General features: G+C 29.2%; 17 protein-coding genes, 1 rRNA gene and 1 other annotated feature. All 18 genes read right to left on the reverse strand.

Annotation, left to right across the window (positions count from 1 at the left end; genetic code table 11):
* Positions 1-151: 151 nt before the first annotated feature.
* A complete protein-coding gene (gene sigH, locus BLP75_RS17385) occupies positions 152-799 on the reverse strand; it encodes an RNA polymerase sporulation sigma factor SigH (RefSeq protein ID WP_092727813.1) in 648 nt (215 codons plus the stop codon).
* 59 nt (positions 800-858) lie between these two features.
* A complete protein-coding gene (locus tag BLP75_RS17390) occupies positions 859-1,386 on the reverse strand; it encodes an NYN domain-containing protein (RefSeq protein ID WP_092727814.1) in 528 nt (175 codons plus the stop codon).
* Between the two features lie 4 nt (positions 1,387-1,390).
* A complete protein-coding gene (gene rlmB / locus BLP75_RS17395; RefSeq protein WP_170139207.1) occupies positions 1,391-2,125 on the reverse strand; it encodes a 23S rRNA (guanosine(2251)-2'-O)-methyltransferase RlmB in 735 nt (244 codons plus the stop codon).
* A gap of 12 nt (positions 2,126-2,137) precedes the next feature.
* Positions 2,138-2,896, reverse strand: a complete 759-nt coding sequence (thyX, locus tag BLP75_RS17400; protein ID WP_092727816.1) for an FAD-dependent thymidylate synthase — start codon at positions 2,894-2,896, stop codon at positions 2,138-2,140.
* Positions 2,897-3,139: 243 nt separating this feature from the next.
* Entirely contained in the window at positions 3,140-3,535 is a 396-nt protein-coding gene (locus tag BLP75_RS17405) for a Mini-ribonuclease 3 (protein ID WP_092727817.1), read from the reverse strand.
* Between the two features lie 2 nt (positions 3,536-3,537).
* A complete protein-coding gene (gene cysS, locus BLP75_RS17410) occupies positions 3,538-4,935 on the reverse strand; it encodes a cysteine--tRNA ligase (protein WP_092727818.1) in 1,398 nt (465 codons plus the stop codon).
* 139 nt (positions 4,936-5,074) lie between these two features.
* Positions 5,075-5,227 carry a hypothetical protein gene (locus tag BLP75_RS18280; RefSeq protein ID WP_092727819.1) on the reverse strand — a complete coding sequence of 51 codons (153 nt, stop codon included), beginning with the start codon at positions 5,225-5,227 and terminating at the stop codon, positions 5,075-5,077.
* A gap of 309 nt (positions 5,228-5,536) precedes the next feature.
* Positions 5,537-7,018 carry a glutamate--tRNA ligase gene (gene gltX, locus BLP75_RS17420; protein ID WP_092727820.1) on the reverse strand — a complete coding sequence of 494 codons (1,482 nt, stop codon included), beginning with the start codon at positions 7,016-7,018 and terminating at the stop codon, positions 5,537-5,539.
* 228 nt (positions 7,019-7,246) lie between these two features.
* The gene (locus BLP75_RS17425) at positions 7,247-8,962 is read right to left on the reverse strand and encodes a proline--tRNA ligase (RefSeq protein ID WP_092727821.1); all 1,716 of its coding nucleotides are present in this window, start codon (positions 8,960-8,962) and stop codon (positions 7,247-7,249) included.
* Between the two features lie 87 nt (positions 8,963-9,049).
* Positions 9,050-9,255: a binding site (T-box leader), on the reverse strand.
* 91 nt (positions 9,256-9,346) lie between these two features.
* Complete coding sequence (gene ispF / locus BLP75_RS17430; RefSeq protein WP_092727822.1) at positions 9,347-9,826, reverse strand: 2-C-methyl-D-erythritol 2,4-cyclodiphosphate synthase; 480 nt, start codon at positions 9,824-9,826, stop codon at positions 9,347-9,349.
* Positions 9,827-9,836: 10 nt separating this feature from the next.
* Positions 9,837-10,523, reverse strand: coding sequence for a 2-C-methyl-D-erythritol 4-phosphate cytidylyltransferase (gene ispD, locus BLP75_RS17435; protein WP_092727823.1), 687 nt, complete (start codon positions 10,521-10,523; stop codon positions 9,837-9,839).
* Positions 10,524-10,718: 195 nt separating this feature from the next.
* A complete protein-coding gene (locus BLP75_RS17440) occupies positions 10,719-11,798 on the reverse strand; it encodes a PIN/TRAM domain-containing protein (RefSeq protein WP_092727824.1) in 1,080 nt (359 codons plus the stop codon).
* Positions 11,799-11,884: 86 nt separating this feature from the next.
* The gene (gene disA, locus BLP75_RS17445; protein WP_092727825.1) at positions 11,885-12,955 is read right to left on the reverse strand and encodes a DNA integrity scanning diadenylate cyclase DisA; all 1,071 of its coding nucleotides are present in this window, start codon (positions 12,953-12,955) and stop codon (positions 11,885-11,887) included.
* 2 nt (positions 12,956-12,957) lie between these two features.
* The gene (gene radA / locus BLP75_RS17450; protein WP_092727826.1) at positions 12,958-14,331 is read right to left on the reverse strand and encodes a DNA repair protein RadA; all 1,374 of its coding nucleotides are present in this window, start codon (positions 14,329-14,331) and stop codon (positions 12,958-12,960) included.
* Between the two features lie 172 nt (positions 14,332-14,503).
* On the reverse strand, positions 14,504-16,969 hold the full coding sequence (locus BLP75_RS17455; protein ID WP_092727827.1) for an ATP-dependent Clp protease ATP-binding subunit: 2,466 nt from the start codon (positions 16,967-16,969) through the stop codon (positions 14,504-14,506).
* Positions 16,970-17,176: 207 nt separating this feature from the next.
* Positions 17,177-19,108 carry an elongation factor G gene (locus BLP75_RS17460; protein WP_092727828.1) on the reverse strand — a complete coding sequence of 644 codons (1,932 nt, stop codon included), beginning with the start codon at positions 19,106-19,108 and terminating at the stop codon, positions 17,177-17,179.
* Positions 19,109-19,768: 660 nt separating this feature from the next.
* Positions 19,769-23,203, reverse strand: a complete 3,435-nt coding sequence (locus BLP75_RS17465; protein WP_092727829.1) for a pyruvate carboxylase — start codon at positions 23,201-23,203, stop codon at positions 19,769-19,771.
* 380 nt (positions 23,204-23,583) lie between these two features.
* Positions 23,584-23,661: ribosomal RNA gene (gene rrf / locus BLP75_RS17470) — 5S ribosomal RNA — on the reverse strand; the annotation flags it as partial.

The following is a 23,661-nucleotide window of genomic DNA, read 5'->3' on the forward strand; positions in this document are numbered from 1 at the left end:
TGTAGTTTTACCGTGGTCAACGTGACCTATTGTTCCTATATTAACGTGTGGTTTATTTCTTTCAAATTTAGCTTTAGCCATTTTGAAATACCTCCTGTTTTATGATATAAATTAATATGCTTATAATAAGCTTATGGTAAGTATTTTACTATTAATCATTCCTATTTTCAAGATGTTTTTCTAATTTTCTCTTAACCCTCTGAAGAGCATTATCTATTGATTTTACATCTCTTTCAAGCCTGTCCGCTATGTACTGATATGACTTGCCACTTAAGTATAGTCCTAATACCTCTTGTTCTAAGTCACTTAACAGTTCATTTATCTTAGATTCAATATGTTTAAGCTCTTCTTTGCTAATTATAAGCTCTTCTGGATCTGTCACTATACTTGTTGCTATTATGTCTAAGAGCGTTCTATCAGATTCTTCATCATATATAGGTTTATTTAAAGACACATAAGAGTTTAAAGGTATATGTTTTTGTCTTGTTGCAGTTTTAATTGCAGTTATTATCTGTCTAGTTATGCATATCTCAGCAAAACATTTAAATGAATTAGTTTTGCTTCCATCAAAATCTCTTATTGCTTTATAAAGACCTATCATACCTTCTTGAATTATATCTTCCTTGTCAGCTCCTATTAAAAAATATGACTTTGCCTTAGCTTTAACAAAGTTTTTGTATTTTTTAATAATATATTCTAAAGCTATTGTATCCCCATTACTTGCTTTTAATACTATATTGTATTCATCTTGTTGACAATTATCTATCAACTCATATTCTTTTTCTTTAGCTACTAACATGTTATCCCCCCATAGAAACATTTTCATAGCTATATTATAGACTAATGAATATAGCAGTTTCAATGCATTCTACGAATGTTCTCAAGTTTCGACAATGTTTCTTTGTCTAATCTATCTTCTAACCAGTTACGTTGTATCTTTTTCTGATTACTGCTATTTTTTTCTTTCATACTCTTCTTTGCATGTTCTAGATCTAACTTCAATTCTCTAGATGATATCCTAGCTGCCCCTTTACCCAATACTATTTGCTGTTCTGCATAGTCATTTGTTGCAACTTTGACATCATCATATTTAGATAATGAAGTTATAAATTTTTCTATATAGCTGTCTGCTGTTTGATGTTCCTTTGTATAAACAACTTGTATATGTTTTCTATTTTCAACAGTTTCTTTGCTATTTTTAATATTATACGCATCAAATACTATTATTGCTTTTCTTCCTGTAAACTCTGCGTATTCTATAATCAGATCTATTAATTTCTCTCTAGCACCCTCTAAATCACTTATTGCTATATATTTCAAATCATCCCAGGCATTTATAATATTATAGCCATCAACGATTAAATAGCTCTTTATATTTCTTCTCATTAATTTATTTTACACCTGATCTTTGCTTAAATATTTCGTAAAGAAGAATACCACCTGCTACTGATGCATTTAATGAAGTTACATTACCTATCATAGGCATCTTAACAGTGAAGTCACAGTTTTCTTTTACTAATCTAGATATACCAAATCCTTCACTTCCTATTACTAAGCCTAATGCTCCTGTAAGATTTTGTTCATAGAATACTTCTCCATCCATATCTGCCGCAGCTATCCATAAACCTTCCTCTTTTAACTTTTTGATAGTATTAACTATATTTGTAACTTTACAAATTGGTACATATTCTATTGCTCCTGCTGATGCTTTTACTACAACTGGTGTTATGTGCACAGATCTTCTCTTTGGTATAATTACACCATGAGCTCCTACTGCATCTGCTGTTCTAACTATAGTCCCAAGATTATGAGGGTCAGTTATTTCATCTAGGATTATAAAGAATGGGTCTTCACCTTTTTCTTTTACACTTTGAATTAAATCTTCTAATTCCCAGTATTTATACTCACTTACTTGGGCTATTACACCTTGATGAGCATGGCTTGTACTTATTTCATCCAATTTATTTTTATCTACATATTGAATTATTAAGTTTTTTTCCTTAGCCATTCCTATTATTTTTTTTATAGATCCTTCTTTAGCAGAATTTGCTACCATTATCTTGTCTATTTCTCTATTGTTTTTTATTGCTTCTATTACAGGATTTCTACCTTCTATTATTGCCAATTCTTCCACCGCCTACAAATTCTTAAATTTCTCTCTTACCTGGATAATATTACCGCAAGCCATATTACCCTCTGGGCAAGGTCCTTGAATACAGTTAGGCCCAATATTTTTAAATAAAATTGGAGCTATCTGTCTTAATTGTCTTAACATTTCTATTGATAAGTCTCTTATTTCCCATTGAGCTCTTTCACAGCATCTATGATTTAAGAAATTATATAGAGTTCTTATATTCATAGTAAATACCATTTTAGTTTCACATGCATTTGGGAATACATATCTAGCATCTTCTATTGCTTTCTTTTCAGCTTGTCTTTTAGCTTCTTTCTCATTTTTTCCATTTTTTATTAAATTATTATAATGTTTTTCAAATAATATATCTACTAATTTGTCATATACTTCTTGATCTTTTTTCATAGAATCTATGAATAGTTCTCTTGCTTCTTCTATTTCATTTATTTCATGAGGAATTATATATTCAAATTGATCTAACTTAACATATCTTTGACTTTGTTGTGAATAGCTTGCTATACGATGTCTAACTATTTGATGTGAACATGCTCTAGAAATTCCTTCTACTGCAAATGTAAATGATACATGTTCTAATGGAGATTCATGCCCTATGCTTACTAGCATATTCAAAAACTTATTTACACTTTCTTCTGTTAAATTTTTTTCTATTTCGTCAACTCCAACAGCTGAATAACATAGTTTCGCAGCCATAGATATAACTTTCTCTGGCTCTGGTGTATGAGATAATATTTTTACTTTCATCCACTAACGGCCTCCCTTTTAATAATTTATAGATTCTATTATACCTTATCTGGAATATAAATTATATAAATTTTTCCTCTACAAAATAGGTTTATTTAATTATAAAATTCCAAATAATAATAATTAAAATATACTTTGTAATACTATTTAAATTACTATTAACTCTAATTTCCATTCAATAGTTATTAAATAAAAAAGAAGTGTCTAATATCATATTTTTATTGTATTAGACGCTTCTTTTGATTACATATTTTTTTCTATTATTTTAATACCTTCTTGAATTATATACTCTAATCGTTCTTTTTCTTTACCTAAATGTAAATAACCAATTAAAGCTTCAAATCCAGTTGCATGTTTATAATCTATTATATCTGCATTTTTAGGAGATGTATGAGACTTTTGATTTCTACCTCTCTTAAAAATTCTTAATTCTTCTTCTGTTAATTGTTCTTCTATTTCATGCATTATTGTTGCTTGAGCTTTTGCTTTTACATACTTAACTGCAGATTTATGAAGATCATTCACTTTTTTATTTATGTTTTTCGTTATTAAATATTCTCTTATATAAGTTTCATATACAGTATCACCTATATATGCTAAAACTAAAGGAGATATCGTAATTAATTCTTCTCTTTTCATAATTATGCTCTTTTCCACTTAGTACCTTGTCTTGTATCTTCTAAGATTATACCTTTATCTAATAGTTGTTGTCTTATATCATCTGCTAGTTGGAAGTTTTTATTTTTCTTAGCATCAACTCTTTGTTGTATTAAATTTTCTATCTCTTCATCTACCATATCATCATTTGTTTTATTAACTATGTTTAATACACTAGTTAATTCATTAAATTCATCTAAGCACTTTTTAGCAAACTCTAATGATGATTTTTCATTAACATTTGAGTTTATAAACTTAGATAATTCAAATATTACACTTACTGCATCAGCAGTATTTAAATCATCTTCCATAGCATTTATAAATTTAGCTCTGTATCCATCTAACTCTGCCACTAATGATTGCTCTTGTGATGTCATTGCTGATTCTGATAGATTACTTAATGTAAATTCTAATTTTTCTTTAGCATTGTATAGTCTTTCAAGTCCTGCTTTAGCTTGAGATAACATTTCATCACTAAAGTTAACTGGATTTCTATAATGAGCTGATAACATAAAGAATCTAACTATTTCTAAATCATATTTTTCAGATATATCTCTTACTGTAAAGAAATTACCTTTCGATTTACTCATCTTCTCATTATTTATATTAATATATCCATTGTGTACCCAATAATTAGAGAATACTTTACCACTTCTTGCTTCACTTTGTGCTATTTCATTTTCATGATGTGGGAATGCTAAGTCTTGACCACCTGCATGTATGTCTATAGTTTCACCTAAGTATCTATTAGACATTACTGAACATTCTATATGCCATCCTGGTCTTCCTTCTCCCCAAGGACTATCCCAACCTGGTTCTCCTTCTTTTTTAGACTTCCAAAGAACAAAATCCATAGGATGTCTCTTTTGGCTATTAACTTCTATTCTTGCTCCAGCTTCTAAATCATCTTGATTTTGTTTAGAAAGTTTTCCGTATCCTTCAAACTTTTTAGTATCAAAATATACATCTCCGTTTACTTCATATGCATATCCCTTATCCTCTAATTCCTTAACAAATGCTATGATTTGTTCTATATTATCTGTTACCCTAGGGTGAACATTCGCTCTCTTTATCCCTAGTCCATCTGCATCTACAAAATACTCATTTATATATTTGCTAGCAACTTCTTCTGGAGATATTTGTTCCTCATGACCTCTTTTAATTATCTTGTCATCTACATCTGTAAAGTTTTGTACGTATGTTACATCAAAACCTCTATATTCTAAATATCTTCTTAAAGTATCAAATATTATAAATGGTCTAGCGTTTCCTATATGTATATAGTTATATACCGTAGGACCACACACATACATTTTTACCTTTCCTTCTTCTATTGGAACAAACTCTTCTTTCGTTCTTGTTAATGTATTGTATAGTTTCACACTCATCACCTCACTGATTGTTATATCTTCCCATAAATGTTATATAGTATTATTATAATTTAAAATCCTGACAATTAATAGTATTACTATTATGTCCTATAGAATTTTAAATAATTTATATTTTGAAAATATTATTGGATTATTCTTCTAAAAATGAAACTTTACTAGAACTACAAATATCGTAAGTCTCTTCAGTTATTATTTCATCATCTTTTAACTGTTCTAGTATATGTATATATTCATTGCAAAGTTCTTTCAATTCTTCTTTAACTTTATCTATACTACTATACATAATTACCCCCCTATAAAAAAATAAAACGCTCTATATATTTAACAAAAAATTTTATAAACAATATTTTATGACGTTTTAATATATTACATTTATTAACTCAAATTCCTCCACCTAGCTATTCAAATGTTTTCATCAAAAAACTACATAAAAATTTTATTCATTATTTAATGCTAAAATTTAACATTTTTTATGCTTCTATTTTTATATTTGGTAAAATAATATTTTAGTTAAATGAGATAGTTCGATTCATTACGTTGTTTTTTTACTTAATATTTTTATAAAAAAATCCACCTAATTGGTGGATTTTTTTTATAAAATATTATTTTTTACATATGATATTCTAGCTAAGCAATTTTCTTTCCCTAAAACTTCCATAGTTTTTGGTAAATCTGGTCCATGCATTTGGCCTGTTAATATTATTCTAGAACCCATGAATAAGTTTTTACCTTTTATACCATGTTCTTTTTGTATCTCTTTAAACATAGCCTTAACGAATGCTTCATCTACTACTTCAGCATTTTCTGTCTTAGTTTGTAATGCATCTATTAATGTTGGTATATGTTCTAAGTTTAAGAATTCTCTACATTCTTCAGTTTCTAATTTAACTTCATTTCCAAAGAATATATTAGCATGTTCAGTTATTTCTTTTACATATTGTAATTTTTCTTTAAGAACAGATACCATTCCCTTTAAGAAATCATACTTAGTTGTAGCTTCTTCTTCTGTTACAAATCCAGCCTCTACTAAGAAAGGTATTGCTAAGTCTGTTAAGTAAGCATCATCAGCATCCTTTATATAATGTTGGTTAACCCAATTTAGCTTTTCAGTGTCAAATACTCCACCACTCTTAGATACTCTTTCTACAGAGAATGCTTTTTCTAATTCTTCCATAGTGAATATCTCTTGATTATCCTCTGGAGACCATCCAACTAAAGCAACATAGTTTATTAATCCTTCTGGTAAGTATCCTTTTTTCTTGAAATCTTCTACTGCAACATCCCCATGTCTTTTACTTAATTTTTTCTTTTCACTGTTAAGTATATTTGGTAAATGTACAAATGTTGGAGCTTCCCATCCAAATGCTTCATATAAGTAAACGTGTTTTGGAGTTGAAGAAACCCATTCTTCTCCTCTTATAACATGTGTTATTTTCATTAAGTGGTCGTCAACTACAACTGCAAAGTGATAAGTTGGGAAACCATCAGTTTTTATTAATACTTGATCATCTAAATCATCAGTGTTAAATTCAGTTTCTCCTCTAACTAAGTCAGTAAACTTTATAACATGATTTTCTGGTAATCTTAATCTTATAACGTGAGGCTCACCAGCTGCTATTTTAGCTTCAACTTCTTCTTGAGTTAAGTCTCTACAGTGACCATCATATCTTGGAGTTTCTCCAGCTTCTTTTTGTTTTTCTCTTACTTCATCTAATCTTTCTTTAGTACAGAAACAGTAGTATGCTTGTCCATTATCTAATAATTGTTGTATATACTCTTTGTATATTCCTAGTCTTTCAGATTGTATATATGGACCATATTCTCCTTTTTGAGTTATGTTTCCATTTTCATCTAGTACAACACCTTCAGTGTGGTTAACTCCACCCCAAGCCATACCTGTAAGCATGTTTTCTATTGCACCTTCTACTAATCTAGTTTGGTCTGTATCTTCAACTCTTAATATGTACTCTCCACCCATTTTTTTTGCAAATAAGTAGTTGTATAAAGCTGTTCTTAAACTACCTATATGTACAAATCCAGTTGGACTTGGAGCAAATCTTACTCTTACGCTCATATTGCTACCTCCTATATTAATCATACGTATTTATAATATCAAATAATATATATATTGTAATGTTATTTTATCCAATTGATATAAAAACACATCGATTTGCTTATATATTTATTATTTTTTTATGTGGATAAGTTTAATTTTTAAATAATTAAAATAGTATACATATCCACATTTAAACTTAAAATGTTAATAAGTTAGTGGATTATATATACTATTTTAAATTTTATATTATCCTAACTTTACGTTATTTTTTTCAAATTCAGCTTTAATTCTAGCTTCTATTTCATCTAAAGATATTAACTCTTTATCTGCTTGATCTCTTAATTTAAATTCAACTTTACCTTCAGTTATGTCTTTACCTACAGTTATTCTCATTGGTATACCGATTAACTCACTGTCTTTGAATTTAACCCCTGCTCTTTCATCTCTATCATCTAATAATACTTCTACACCCATAGATTGTAACTGTGCGTATAATTTTTCAGCAGCTTCCATTTGTTCTGCTTTCTTTATATTTACAGGTACAACTACTAAATGATATGGAGCTATTGATAATGGCCATATTATACCATTTTCATCATGATGTTGTTCTATAACAGCTGCTGCTGTTCTTTCTACACCTATTCCGTAGCATCCCATTACTATTGGTTTAGACTTACCATCTTTATCTACGAAGTTTGCACCCATAGATTCTGAGTACTTAGTTCCTAATTTGAATATATGACCAACTTCTACTCCTCTAGCTATTTCAAAGTGACTTCCACACTTAGTACACTTATCAGACTCAGTAACATTTCTGAAATCTCCAACTGTACCTTCAAAATCTCTTCCATAGTTAGCATTTTCTATATGGTATTCACTCTTATTAGCTCCAACAACTAAGTTTCTAGCATTAGCAACTTCATTGTCTATTAATACATAATCTGCCTTTATTTCAATAGGTCCTGCAAATCCAACTGTTGCATTTGTTACAGCTTCCACAGTTGCTTCATTAGCAAGTTCAAATTCTACTACTCCACCTATAGCATTTCCTACTTTAACTTCATTAACTTCTCTATCTCCTCTTACTACAACAGCTACAGTTTTTCCGTCAGCAACATATACTAAAGTCTTTGCAAACTTATCTGCTGATAACTTAAAGAAGTTTTCTAATTCTTCTATAGTGTGTACGCCCGGAGTGTGTACTTCTTTTAATTCTTTCATTTCTTCTGTTGATGCCTCTGATGATTGAGCTACTGCTTTTTCCATATTAGCTGCATAATCACAATTGCTACAGAATACTATTTCATCTTCCCCAACTTCTGATTTAACCATAAACTCAGCTGATACTGAACCACCTATTGCTCCTGTATCTGCTTGAACTGGACTATTATCTAGGTCACATCTTGCAAATATATTTGTATACGCTTCAAACATATCTTGGTATGATTTATCTAATCCTTCTTGATCCACGTCAAAACTATATGCATCTTTCATAGTGAAAGTTTTAGTTCTCATAACTCCAAATCTTGGTCTTCTTTCATCTCTATATTTAACTTGTATTTGATATAAGTTTAATGGAAGTTGCTTATAAGAAGTTATTTCTTGTCTTATTATATCTGTGAATACTTCCTCATGAGTTGGCCCAAGACAGAAATCTCTTTCATTTCTATCCTTTAATCTCATCATTTCAGCTCCCATTACATCCCATCTACCAGACTCTTTCCATAATTCTGCTGGTATTAATCCAGAACATAATATTTCTTGGCAACCTTTTTTCTCTAATTCTTCTCTTATTATATTTTCTATTTTTTTGAAAACTCTTATTCCCATTGGCAGTTGGTTATATACTCCTGATGCCATTTTTCTTATCATACCTGCTCTTAGCATTAACTGATGACTTGTTATTTCTGCATCAGCTGGAACTTCTCTTAATGTTGGCATTAACATTTTTGACATTTTCATAATAATTGTCCTCCTAATTTTTATTTATAATTGCTTTAAGCTCATTACTTTTTAAATTAAAAAAACCTTTCGTCTCTATACAAATTGTATAGAGACGAAAGGTTGAATTTCCGCGGTACCACTCTAATTAGCTTAATGCTCTCTTTATAGGATATAACGGTCCTTACCGTAAAAGCTTTTTAACGCCTTTATGCTAGAAGATTGGTTCAAAGACTTTTTCTTAGAAACTTCCACCTATCGTTCCCTCTCTGTAAAGATATAATCTTTTACTATTTCTCCATCATAGCTTTAAGTTTTATTTATTTTAATATATACATTTAAACAAATAAGTTTACTAATTTTCGCTATTTATATTCTTATTCCATAATAATATATTATTTAATATTAGTTGTCAACTTTAACTAATAAACAAATACTTTGTGATGATATCCCTTGTTTAGTACCTGTAAATCCTAGTCCTTCTTCTGTCGTAGCTTTGACATTTATATTTTCAATATTAGTATTTAAAGCTCTTGCAATATTAGCTCTCATATCTGGTATATGTGGTGCCATCTTAGGACTTTGTGCTATTATTGTACAATCTATATTTCCTATTACATATCCTTTTTCTCTTATTAAATTATAAACAAATTCCAATAATTTTATACTATCTGCACCTTTATATCTTTCATCAGTATCTGGGAAGTGCTTACCAATATCCCCTAATGCTAAAGCGCCCAATATAGAATCCATAACTGCATGTACTAAAACATCCGCATCTGAATGTCCTAATAACCCAGTTTCATGTGGAACATTTACTCCACCTATTATTAATTTTCTACCTTCTACTAATTTATGTACATCATATCCTAATCCTACTCTCATATTTATCCTCCTATCTATTTTGCATTTTTAAAATTTGTGTTCCTATATTTAAATCTTCTTGTGTTGTTATCTTAATGTTATTATATGAACCTTCTATCATTTTAACTTTATATCCTATACGCTCAACTAACATAGCATCATCAGTCCCATAGAATTTTTCTTTAAATGCATCTTCATATGATTTTAATAGTATCTTATAATCAAATGTTTGTGGTGTCTGAACAGCCCATAATGTATTTCTGTCTGGTGTTTGAGATATATTGTTATCATTATCTACTACTTTTATAGTATCCTTTACTGGAACACCTACAACTACAGCTTTACATTCTTTAGCTTCTTCTATAGACTTTGCTATTATCTCATTAGATACAAACGGTCTTGCTCCATCATGTATTAATACTACTCTACATCTTTCATCTAGTAATTTTAATCCATTGTAAACAGAGTCCTGTCTTTCTTTTCCACCAAATGCAATTTTGATTTTATCAAATTTATATTTCTCTACTATTTCTCTATCAAAAAATTCTTTTTCTTCTTCCTTAATTACAACTACTATATCATCTATATTTTCATTATTTTTAAATTGTTCTATCGTATAAGCTACTATTTCCTTATTTTCAAGTTTTATAAATTGTTTGTTTATTCCCATTTTCATTCTGCTTCCTGTACCAGCAGCTACTATTACAACTCCATTCATATACTCACCTCTTATGTATTAAATGTATACTATTCTATATTCAAATTAAATCATATTAATAAATCATTGTATATATATTTTTAATCAATTTAGATACTTATTACATTAACTGTCCTTATATTTATATGGTTTATATTCACCTATGTTAAGTTTATAATACTAAAAAAGCCTTCACATTTGTGAAGGCTTTTTTTATTAATTTTTTGGTTTTCCAAATATCATTCTACCTGCTGGAGTTTGTAATACAGATGTAACTAGTACTCTAATAGTTTCACCCATATGCTTTCTTCCTCCATCTACTACTATCATAGTACCATCATCTAAATATGCGATACCTTGACTATGCTCTTTACCTTCTTTAACTACTTGCACTACCATTTCCTCCCCTGGTATTGCAACAGGTTTAACAGCATTAGCCAGCTCATTGATATTTAAAACTTCAACACCTTGAACTTGAGCTACTTTGTTAAGGTTGTAATCATTAGTAACTACTTTACCATTTAATACTTTAGCTAATTTTAAAAGCTTCATATCAACTTCAGCTATATCATTAAAATCAGCCTTAGTTATTTCAACTTCTATTTGTAATTCTTCTTTTATGATGTTTAATATATCTAGCCCTCTTCTTCCTCTAACTCTCTTTAAATCATCTGAAGAATCCGCTATATGTCTTAATTCATCTAATACAAACTCAGGTATAACAAGTTTTCCCTCTATAAAACCTGTTTTGCATATATCTGCTATTCTACCATCTATAATTACACTAGTATCTAGTACTTTAGGTGGTATACTTTTAATTTCTTTTTTAGTTCCTTTGTCTTTTAGAGTTGCTAACTTTCCTAATTTATTTAAATTGAATAAATCATCTTTACTCTTAAGAGCTACTCTAATACCTAAATAACCCATAAAACCATATGTTAGGAATGATAAAAATCCTCCTATTATTGGTACTGAACTTATTAGCCCACTTACTAAGTATGCTATAACAAAACCAACTATAAGACCTATCGATCCTAATAATATATCTGTTTGAGGATATTTAGATATCTCTTTATCCATAATTTTTGCTAAATCTTTGCATTTATTTATAACCCATGGCTCTATTGCATAGAATATAAGCCCTATTACTATCCCTACTGATACAGATGCGATTAATCCATATGCATCTGCTCCAAACTTAAGCACTGTAAATTCTTTCATTAATGTAGAATATGTAGTTACACCAAGTGTAAATCCCAGTATTCCAATTACAAATCTTGTTATTTTTTGAATCAATTCTTCACCCCCTGGCTATATACTTAATATTTTTTTATTATAATCCATAATACCCAAAATATTCAAGAACAAAGTAGTAAAACATATTATATATGTCTATCTAATAATACCAATTGTTTCATCTTTATAAGTCCATTTCTAATATATGTTGCTCTAATTTCACCTATACCTTCAACATCATCTAAATCTTCAATTGTTGCATCTAATATTTCTTGGAAGCTATCAAAATAATTAACTAAATTTTCTATAATAGTTGATGGCAACCTATGTATTTTGTTAAGTATCCTATATCCTCTAGGTCTTATAGCCATATCCATATTTTCTGAAAATCCACTGTATCCTAATAATTTAGCCATATTAACTAAATCTATTAGCTCTTCTGATGATAAGTTTTTTATCTTCTTTTTAAAGTCGTGAATATCCATATCTTGTCTACTATAATCTTTAAAAATCAGTCTCTGATCTACTTTAGTAGTTCCCATTAATTCTTCTAACTGCATACTTACTAATGTACCTTCTTTTCCTAGCTCTATTATATACTTTTCAATTATATTTGTAATTCTCATTACTAACTCCATTTTTTGAAGTACAATTGCAACGTCATAAATTGTTACTAAATCATTAAATTCTAAAGCATTTAAATTTATTACTGCTTGATCTAAAACAGATTTATATTTTTCTAATGTTTGTAGAGCTTGATTAGCTTTTGTAAATATTTTAGATATTTCTTCTAAAACATACTTCTGATCTCCTCTATATACAGTTATTATATTTCTCCTTTGAGAAATAGCTATTACAATAGCCCCTGTTTGCTTTGCTACTCTTTCAGCAGTCCTATGTCTTGTGCCTGTCTCTGTAGTAGGTATAGAATAATCAGGTATAAGTTGTGCATTTGCAAATAGGATTCTTTTAACATCTCCACTTATCACTATTGCTCCATCCATTTTTGCCAATTCATACAGAAATGATGGTGAATACTCTGCATCTATACTAAATCCTCCATCAACTACCTTCATTATTTCTTCGCTATTTGCAATAACTATTAGTCCACCAGTTTTAGCCTTTAGTACATTTTCTAACCCTTGCCTTAATGGACTTCCAGGAGATATCATCTTTAATGCATGTAAAACATTTTTGTTATTTAGGATATCTTCCATTATTATTTATTACCCCCTAGTACTATATTTATAGCTTGTCTTAAGTTATCAACTGGCCATATTTCTATTCCTTTTACATCTTTTACTACTTCATAATTGCTTCTCGGTATTATCATTTTTGTGAAACCTAATTTTTTGCACTCTGCTATCCTTTTTTCTATATAACTTACAGCCCTAACTTCTCCAGTTAAACCAACTTCACCTGTAACTGCTATCTTTTCATCCACATTTATATTTCTGAAACTTGAAGCCACGGCTATGATTATACCTAAATCTATAGAAGGTTCATTAATTTTTATTCCTCCTACTATATTTAAATATACATCTTGGTTTTGTATCTGAAGCCCAACTCGTTTTTCAAGTACCGCTAATAGCATTGATACTCTATTGTAATCTACACCTGTTGCAGTTCTCTTTGGAATACCAAAACTTGTAGGAGATACTAAAGCTTGTAATTCTAGAAGCATCGGTCTAGTTCCTTCTACTGTCGATATAATTACTGATCCTGCTACATCTTTTGGCTTTTCTGATATTAGTATTTTTGATGGATTCTCAAGCTCTACTAATCCTAAATCCCTCATTTCAAATACTCCTAATTCATTAGTTGATCCAAATCTATTTTTTACAGCTCTAACTAATCTATAAGTATTATATCTCTCTCCTTCAAAATATAGCACTGTATCAACCATATGCTCTAGAAGCTTAGGTCCAGCTAAAGAACCTTCTTTTGTTACATGTCCAACTACAAAGGTTGATATACCCATTTTTTTCGAAATTTTCATAAATTTCGAAGTTCCTTCTTTAATTTGGCTTACAGTACCTGGTGCTGATGATATTTCAGGACTATATACAGTTTGAATAGAATCTAATATTATTAATTGTGGATCTATGCTTTCTAATTGAGATTCTATAATACTTAAATTATTTTCTGCAAATATATATAAATTATCGGAATTAATTCCTAATCTTTGAGCCCTCATTTTTATTTGTGATTCAGATTCTTCTCCCGATATATAAAGTACCCTTTTTCCTGAATTTGCAACATTACTAGATACTTGTATTAATAATGTTGATTTTCCTATCCCAGGATCCCCACCTACAAGAACTAAGGACCCCTTTACTACGCCTCCTCCAAGTACTCTATCTAGCTCATTTATACATGTTGAAAAGCGTTCTTCTTCTCTAGTTTGTATAGAATTTATACTCACAGGTTTTGAAGAAGATTTATCTATAATAAATACATCTTTTTTTAAGCCTTTTTGCTCTATTTCTTCTACAAAAGTATTCCATTTCGCACATTCAGGGCATTTTCCAAGCCACTTTGATGTTTCATAACCACATTCTTGACATACGTATTTTGTTTTTATTTTCGCCATATTTAAATCACCTTTAATTTGTTTAGTCCTCTTTAATTCTAACACATCTAACATATATTATGTAAATTGATAAAATTTAATTTAAAATATTTTTTATAATATATTTTTAAATAAAAAATATATTTTTACACTAAAATGAGGGGAGAATAATCCCCCCTCCTATATATTACTACTATTTACATTTAAATACTATCTTATTATCTACAGTTTCTGCTATGACTGTACTTCCTTTTTTAACATCTCCTCTTAATATAGCTTCTGATAATTGATCTTCTAGCTCTTTTTGGATTGCCCTTTTCAGAGGTCTCGCTCCATATTCTAAATCAAAACCTGATTCAGATATTAATTTTATTGCATCTTCGCTCATTTTAAAATCTATTTCCATTGATTTCAATCTCTGAATTAAGTCTTTAGTCATTAATTTTACTATCTCAGCTATATGAGATTCTACTAAAGAGTGGAATACTATTATATCATCTATTCTATTTAAAAATTCTGGTCTAAATCTCTTTTTAAGTTCTGCCATTATATTTTCTTTCATTTTTTCATAGCTATCTTTCATCTTTGACTCATTATCTTTGCTTGTAGAAAATCCTAAAACTTTTTCTTTATTTATCTTAGTTGCACCGACGTTAGATGTCATTATTACTATTGTATTCTTAAAATCTACTGTTCTACCCTTAGAATCAGTCAACCTTCCATCATCTAGTATCTGCAATAATATATTAAATACATCTGGATGAGCTTTTTCTATTTCATCAAATAATACAACAGAGTAAGGGTTTCTTCTAACCTTTTCTGTTAACTGCCCTCCTTCTTCATGACCAACATATCCAGGAGGTGACCCTATAAGTCTTGATACCGCATGTTTTTCCATATACTCAGACATATCAATTCTAATTATTTGATTTTCATCTCCAAATTGTACTTCAGCTAAAGCTTTAGATAATTCAGTTTTTCCTACTCCTGTTGGTCCTAGGAATAAAAATGAACCTATAGGTCTATTAGGGTCTTTAAGACCTGCTCTTGACCTTCTGATAGCGCTAGAGATAGCTTTTACAGCTTGGTCTTGACCTATTACCCTATGATGTAGTATTTCTTCTAGGTTTAACAGTCTTTCAGATTCTTCTTCTACTATTTTATTAACAGGAATTCCCGTCCACAATTCAACTACTTCGGCTATAACCTCTGCATTTACCTCATCAGTATACTTAGACATTTCATTCCATTGTTGTTTTACTTCCTCTAGCTGTTTCTTTAAGTGGTCTTGTTCATCTCTTATTTTAGCTGCCTTTTCAAAATCTTGAAATTTTACAGCTTCCTCTTTTTTCTTTGTTATACTTTTGATTTCTTCCTCTAATCCTTTTATCTCTATTTGAGGAGCTGACTTTCTTAATCTTACCCTCGATGCTGCTTCATCTATTAAATCTATTGCTTTATCAGGTAAAAATCTATCTGTTATATATCTAACTGATAAATTTACCGCTGCTTCTATTGCTTCATCTGCTATTCTAACTCTATGATGTTCTTCATATTTTTGTCTTAATCCTTTTAAAATTTTTATTGTATCGTCTTTAGTAGGCTCATTTATCATAACAGGCTGGAATCTTCTCTCTAAAGCTGGGTCTTTCTCTACATGTTTTCTATATTCATCTATAGTCGTAGCTCCTACAACTTGAATTTCTCCTCTTGCAAGTACAGGTTTTAATATATTAGAAGCATCAATAGTAGATTCTCCTGTCGCCCCTGCACCTATAATAGTGTGTAGTTCATCTATAAATAAAATTATATTACCATGTTTTATTACTTCTTCTACTACTTGTTTTATTCTCTCTTCAAACTCACCTCTATATTTTGCTCCAGCTAACATTGCACCCATGTCTAAAGTATATAATATTTTATCTCTTAAGTTTTCAGGTACATTTCCTTTTGAAATATCAATTGCTAAGCCCTCTGCTACAGATGTTTTTCCTACACCTGGATCACCTATTAAAACTGGGTTATTTTTAGTTCTCCTACTTAGGATTTGTATTATCCTTTCTATTTCCTTTTCTCTACCTATAACCGGGTCTATTTTATCTTGAGAGGCTTGCTGTGTAAGGTTTCTTCCATACTTATCTAATAATTTAGTGGAACCTTCTTTTTGTTTAGTTGAACTTGAACTTGAGCTTTTAATTTCACTTTCTCTACTAGCTGTGTATTCATCTAATCCCATCATATCAATTATTAGTTGTACTATTGTTCTTTCATCAATACCCTCAGCATTTAATATTTTAATACCTATTCCTTCACCTTCTTGAACTATAGCTAGCAAAATATGCTCTGTACCTATATAATTACTTTTTAATTTATTAGCAAACATTCCTGAAAGTTCTAATATTTGTTTACTTCTAGGACTTAATGTAATATCTTCCTCTTTGGAGTCAACCTTACCTTCTATATCTATTATTCTTTTCTCTATTATTTTCTCAGTCATGCCTAGTTTTAATAAAACCTTAGCAGCTATCCCTTCTTGCTCCTTTATAAGTCCTAATAATATATGTTCGCTTCCTACAACCTTATGGCCTAAATTCTGTGCTGATTCTAAACTTAAATCTATTGCTCTTTTAGCTCTTTGAGTGAATCTATTAAAATACATTCATTCTCCTCCCTTCTTTCCTCGAAACTGTTTATAATAATTTTAGGTTATTCTAGATTTTAAAATGTTTAGTTAATATATAATGTATATGCATTTTTTTATCTAAAGTTACACTTTCATTTATAACTTTCATTCAACAAAAACTTTATAATAAATAAGGCTCTAGATTTAAAATATCCAGAGCCTTTATATTTAAATTAATTTCTATTATTTATTATTTACATCTTCTATTATTTTTTGGGCAATTTGATTCGGAACTTCCTCGTATGATTCTAATTCCATTTCAAAATATCCTCTTCCTTGTGTCATTGCTCTTAAATCTATAGCATATTTGAATGTTTCTGCTTGTGGGGCATAAGCGTATATAACTTGTTTTCCATTTTCATAAGGCTCCATTCCAAGTATTTTACCTCTTCTTTTATTTATGTCCCCCATAACATCTCCCATATAATTTTCAGGAACTGTTATTTTCAATTTCATAATAGGCTCTAATAAAACTGGTTGAGCTTCTTCCATTCCTTTTTTAAATGCTAGATTAGCAGCTAACTTAAATGCCATTTCTGAAGAATCAACATCATGATATGATCCATCATATAAAGTCGCTTTTATATTTATAACTGGAAAACCAGCTAATATACCTTTTGTCATAGAATCTTTCAAACCTTTTTCTACCGCTGGTACATATTGTCTAGGTACAGATCCTCCAAACAATGCTTCTGCAAATTCAAATTCATTTTTACTTTTTTCAAATTTTATTTTAACGTCACCGTATTGACCTCTACCGCCAGATTGTTTTTTATGTTTACCTTGAACATCTGCACAACCTTTTATAGTCTCTCTATACGCAACCTTTAAGTCTTCTAGTTCTACATCTACGCCAAATTTTTCTCTCATTTTATTCTTAGCAGTATTTATGTGTAGTTCCCCTTGCCCTCCTACAAGAGCTTGCTTTGTTTCTGAATTTCTATACCATACTATTGTAGGATCTTCTTCTGCTATCTTATTTAAAGCTACTGCAACCTTATCTTCATCACCTTTATTCTTAGGTACTACTGCATAGTATATTTGTGGTTTAGGTAATCCTAAATCTTCTAATGCATCTCCATCTTTGTCTAAAGATATAGTATCTCCAGTCTGAAGAGAACTTGTTTTAGTTAAAATAACTATATCACCACATTCAGCACTCTCTACCTCTAAAAGTTCATTATTTCTCATTGTGTATAAGTTGTATATTTTATCTTTTACAGATTTATTTATATTAAATACTTCTGTGTCCTTGCTAATCTTTCCTTGCGTAACTTTTAAATATGACATTTTTCCTATAAATGGGTCAACCATAGTTTTGAATATTTGCCCTTTAAATTTGTTTTTTGAATCATTATATCTAGGTTGCAAATACTTAGATACTGTTTCTAATATCTCACCAGTACCTATATTATTTATTGTTGATCCACATATTACAGGTATTATATCTCCCTGTTGCATACCTATAGTTATACCTTTTTGAATTTCTTCTGCTGTTAATTCCTCACCATTGAAATATTTATCTAGTATCTCATCATCGGTTTCTGCTATAAGTTCCATTAAAGCTTCTTTTACACTTATAGCTTCATCTTTAAATTCACCTTCTAGATCATCCATATTTTCAAATACATTATGTAATTTGATAAATTGTTTATTTTTATATATTGGTATAATCATAGGAACTACTTTATTTCCATAAGTTTCCCTCAACATCGCTAAAGTGTCTTTATATCTAGCTTTTTCATTGTCTATTTTATTAATAAACATTATTTTAGGAATATTATTAGTCAATTCTAAAGATTTTTCTGTACCAACTTGAATATCAGTTGTGGCGTCTATTACTATTATAGCTGCATCACTTGCCTTAAGAGATGATATAACATCTCCACTAAAATCAAAGTATCCTGGAGTATCTAATAAATTATATTTATATCCGTTATACTCTACCGGAGTCAACCCCATACTATATGTCATATTAACTTTGTCATTTATTTTAGGTATCTTATTTGTCAGATTTGATGTATAAGCTATTGCATCAATTAGATTTGTTTTTCCACACCCACTGTGACCTAGTATTGCTATGTTTCTTAACATATTACTCTCATAGACCTTCATATAAGCACCTACCTTTTAAAATTTATACAAAATTTAATGTTACATTGACTTACTTAAGTTAATCCTGTGATCAATACTTCTAATAAGACTGTAAACTTTTCTTTTGTAATTGCAGGTGGTGATGTGATTTTACTGATATGCAATTCCCGCGATTAGCTTTTCATAAGTATTTGAGGTTATATAATATTTAAAACCTGATATATAAGCTTCTCGTGAATGTATTACTAATTATTTCTTGGGAAATAAATAATTAATTTAAATAATATTTGGTACAATTAATTATTCTCCATTTAATGGCTTATTCCTCTCTTTATAATTCATTAAATACAGAATTTTTAATATAGAATTTGTTTAATAAATATTTTATATTTATAAATATATATTCAATTTTTGTTATATAATTCCATTTATTATTTCTATATTATTTTATTTTTATATTTAATTAAATCCTTACGTATTAACTCACTATAATGTTTCTCGGGAAACATACAATAAAAATATAATATCTAATGTGATTATTAAACTTTAAATATATTAAGTTGTAACTGAAATATTTCCATATATTCAATATATTATTCATAAAATATTTCTATTTAAAACTTTTTAAAACTTTTTAAATATAAAGCCCATAAGTCTTTAAACTTATGGGCTTTATATTTTTTATTTTTTCATTCTAATTAATAGTTGCTTATCCCCGACTAATTCATCTTGGCTAACTTTTATAGACTTAATTATACCATCAGTTTTAGCAACAATTATAGTTTCCATTTTCATAGCTTCTATTATTATTAATGGTTGATTTTGTTTAACTTCATCATCTTCATTAACTAATATTTTAACTACTTTTCCAGGTATACTTGCTCCTATTTGTAATGGATCATTCATATCTGCTTTCACAATATCTTTTATGTTTCCTGAATAATTATTATCCTTTATTTCTATTTCTCTTATCATTCCATTCAATTCAAATACTATAGTTCTATTTCCATTTTCTTTTACGTCACCTATATCAATTAATTTTATAGTTAATACTTTACCTTCTTCTATCTCTACTTCACATTCTTCACCTTTGTTTAGTCCATAGAAGTACACATGACTTTCAAGTTTAGAAATATCATTATATGCTTGAAGATGTTTTAAATAATCTTCATACACTTTTGGATATAGTGTATAACTTAATATATTCCTTATATTCGTGTCCATATTAAATTTATCATCTAAATATTTTTTAACAGCATCAAAATCTTCTTGTGGGATAAGAGTTCCAGGTCTTACATTTATAGGTGTTTCTCCTTTTAATACAACTCTTTGGATTTCTTTTGGTATTCCACCTTCTGGTTGACCTATCATCCCCTTACAATAATCTAATACTGAATCAGGGAAAGATAGCTTTTCACCTTCTTCTATTATATTTTCTTTAGTAAGTTTATTTTTAGTCATAAATATAGCTAAATCTCCTACAACTTTAGAAGATGGTGTAACTTTTATAATATCTCCAAGTATATCATTTGCTTCTTTATACATTTCCTTTACTTGATCAAATTTATTTCCTAAACCTAAGCTTTCAGCTTGTGGTTTTAAGTTTGTATATTGACCTCCAGGTATCTCATATTTATATATTTCAGCAGAAGGATTACAAAGTCCACTTTCAAATTTAGAATAAACTTTTCTCAAGTCTCTATAATAACTTCCTACCTCTTCATATCCGTATAAATCTATATTCGTATCTCTATCTGTATTTCTAAGTGCTTCTATAATAGCATTTAAAGAAGGTTGGCTTGTAAGTCCTGCCATTGTTTCTAATGCACCATCTACTATATCTACACCTGCCTCTGATGCCATTAAACACGTAGCTATACCATTTCCACTTGTATCATGTGTATGCAGATGTATTGGAGCCTTAACATTTTTCTTAAGCTCTTTAATTAATGTATATGCTGCATATGGTTTTAGTAATCCAGCCATATCTTTTATACATATTATATCTGAACCTAGACTTTCTAATTCTTGTGCCATTTTTATATAATACTCTAAGTTATACTTAGATTTACTTGGATCTAGAATGTCACCTGTATAACACATAGTAGATTCTACTATTTTTCCAGTATCTAGTGCAGCTGATATAGATGGTTTCATATTTTCAACCCAGTTTAATGAATCAAATATTCTAAATACATCTATTCCTTTTTGAGCAGATTCTTTTATAAATTCCTCTATAACATTGTCTGGATAGTTTTTATATCCGACACCATTAGATGCTCTAAATAACATTTGGAACATAATATTTGGTATAGACTCTCTTAGTTTTTGAAGTCTAAGCCAAGGAGATTCATTTAAAAATCTATAAGCAACATCATAAGTTGCACCGCCCCACATTTCAAGTGAAAATAAATCTTTCATATATTCATTAGTAGGCTCTGCCACTTTTAATAAATCATAAGTTCTTAATCTAGTAGCAAGTAGTGATTGATGTGCATCTCTCATAGTTGTATCTGTTAAAAGTAATTTTTTTTCATTTCTTATACTTTCTATATATTTCTCTTTTCCTAGTTTATTGAATAAGTCTCTACTTCCTTCTATATTTGTTGTAACTTTATCTAACTTAGGTTTATATAAAGGATCAAATGTTGGTTTTTCATCACATTTATTTTCATTTACTACTACATTACCTATAAATTGAAGTAACTTCGTTCCTCTATCTTTACTTTCTCTTATTTCAAATAAGTTTGGATTTTCATCAATAAATTTAGTGCTACATTTTCCATCTACAAATATAGGATTATTTAAAACATTTACTAAAAATCCTATGTTTGTTTTAACACCTCTTACTCTAAACTCTTTAATAGACCTTATAGTCTTGTTTATAGCACCCTTAAATGTTCTATCCCAAGATATAGTTTTAACTAATAAGCTATCATAATAAGGACTTATATTAGCCCCTGTGAAACCATTGCCTCCATCTAGTCTTATACCAAATCCAGATCCGGTTCTATATACTTGTATTTTGCCTGTATCTGGCATAAATTTATTTTTTGGATCTTCAGTTGTTATTCTACACTGTATTGAATAACCTCTTATTTCTATATCATCTTGAGATTTAATGTTTATCTCTTCACTATCCAATCTATATCCTTGAGCTATTAAAATTTGACTTTGAACTATATCTACACCTGTTACCATTTCTGTTACAGTATGCTCAACTTGAATTCTAGGATTCATTTCTATAAAATAGTATTCTCCATTTTCATCAACAAGAAATTCTAACGTTCCAGCATTCACGTATCCAACATGTTTTGCTAATTTTATTGCATCATTACATATGCTTTCTCTTAACTTCTCCTCTAGAGAAAAAGCTGGCGCATACTCAATTATTTTTTGATGTCTTCTTTGAACAGAACAATCTCTTTCATGTAAATGTACGATATTTCCTTCTTTATCTCCTAAAATTTGTACTTCTATGTGCTTAGGATTTGATATATATTTTTCTATAAATATAATATCTTCCCCAAATGCTTTCTTAGATTCACTACGTGCAGTTTCAAATTCAATTTTTAAATCTGATTCGTTATATACGATTCTCATACCTCTTCCGCCACCACCATTAGAGGCTTTAATCATTATAGGATATCCTATTTCTTTAGCTATTTGTTGAGCTTCCTCAGCTGTTTTTATAGATTTATCTATACCAGGTATAGTTGATACCCCAACTTCTTTTGCGATTTGTTTAGAATTTATTTTATCTCCCATCATATTCATTATATCGGCTGATGGACCTATAAATGCTATTCCATTTTCCTCACATTTACGAGCGAATTCTGGATTTTCAGATAAAAATCCATATCCTGGATGTATAGCATCTACATTTTTTTGTTTAGCTAAATCAATTATACTATCTATATCTAGGTAAGCATCTATAGGACCCTTATCTTCTCCTATCAAATAAGATTCATCTGCTTTTGTTCTAAATAATCCATATTTATCTTCTTTACTATATATACCAACACTCTTTATACCTAACTCAGAGCATGCTCTAAATATTCTTATAGCAATTTCTCCTCTATTTGCAACTAATACTTTGTTAAATTTTTTAAGCATAATCTCAATCTTCCCCCTTAATTCTTTTAATATTAAAGATTATAGACTAATTTACTTTAATTTCAAATACATTTAGTTAAGTTTCTTAATAAATAAGATAAATTTGTAAAAACAAATTAAAAAGAATACATATATTCAAAAATCACCTCATTTAAATTAAGGTGTTTTTTAGGTAATTAAATATTTTTTTATATAAAAAATATTTTTTATAATCTATCTTAATATTTTAAAATTCTTTTATATAAATTTTTCCACTTAATATTCTATGAATTATATAATAATATGATGACTATTTTTCCAAAATAAAAAGAGCTAATATCTTTTAGATACAGCTCTTTTTACTTGCAATTTTTATGTTTTTTATAAAATAAAAAAAGATTACGTGGCTACGTCTTACTCTCCCAGGGGGTCGCCCCCCAAGTACCATCAGCGCTAAAGAGCTTAACTTCTGTGTTCGG

This window comes from Romboutsia lituseburensis DSM 797 (assembly GCF_900103615.1).
GTDB lineage: Bacteria > Bacillota > Clostridia > Peptostreptococcales > Peptostreptococcaceae > Romboutsia_F > Romboutsia_F lituseburensis.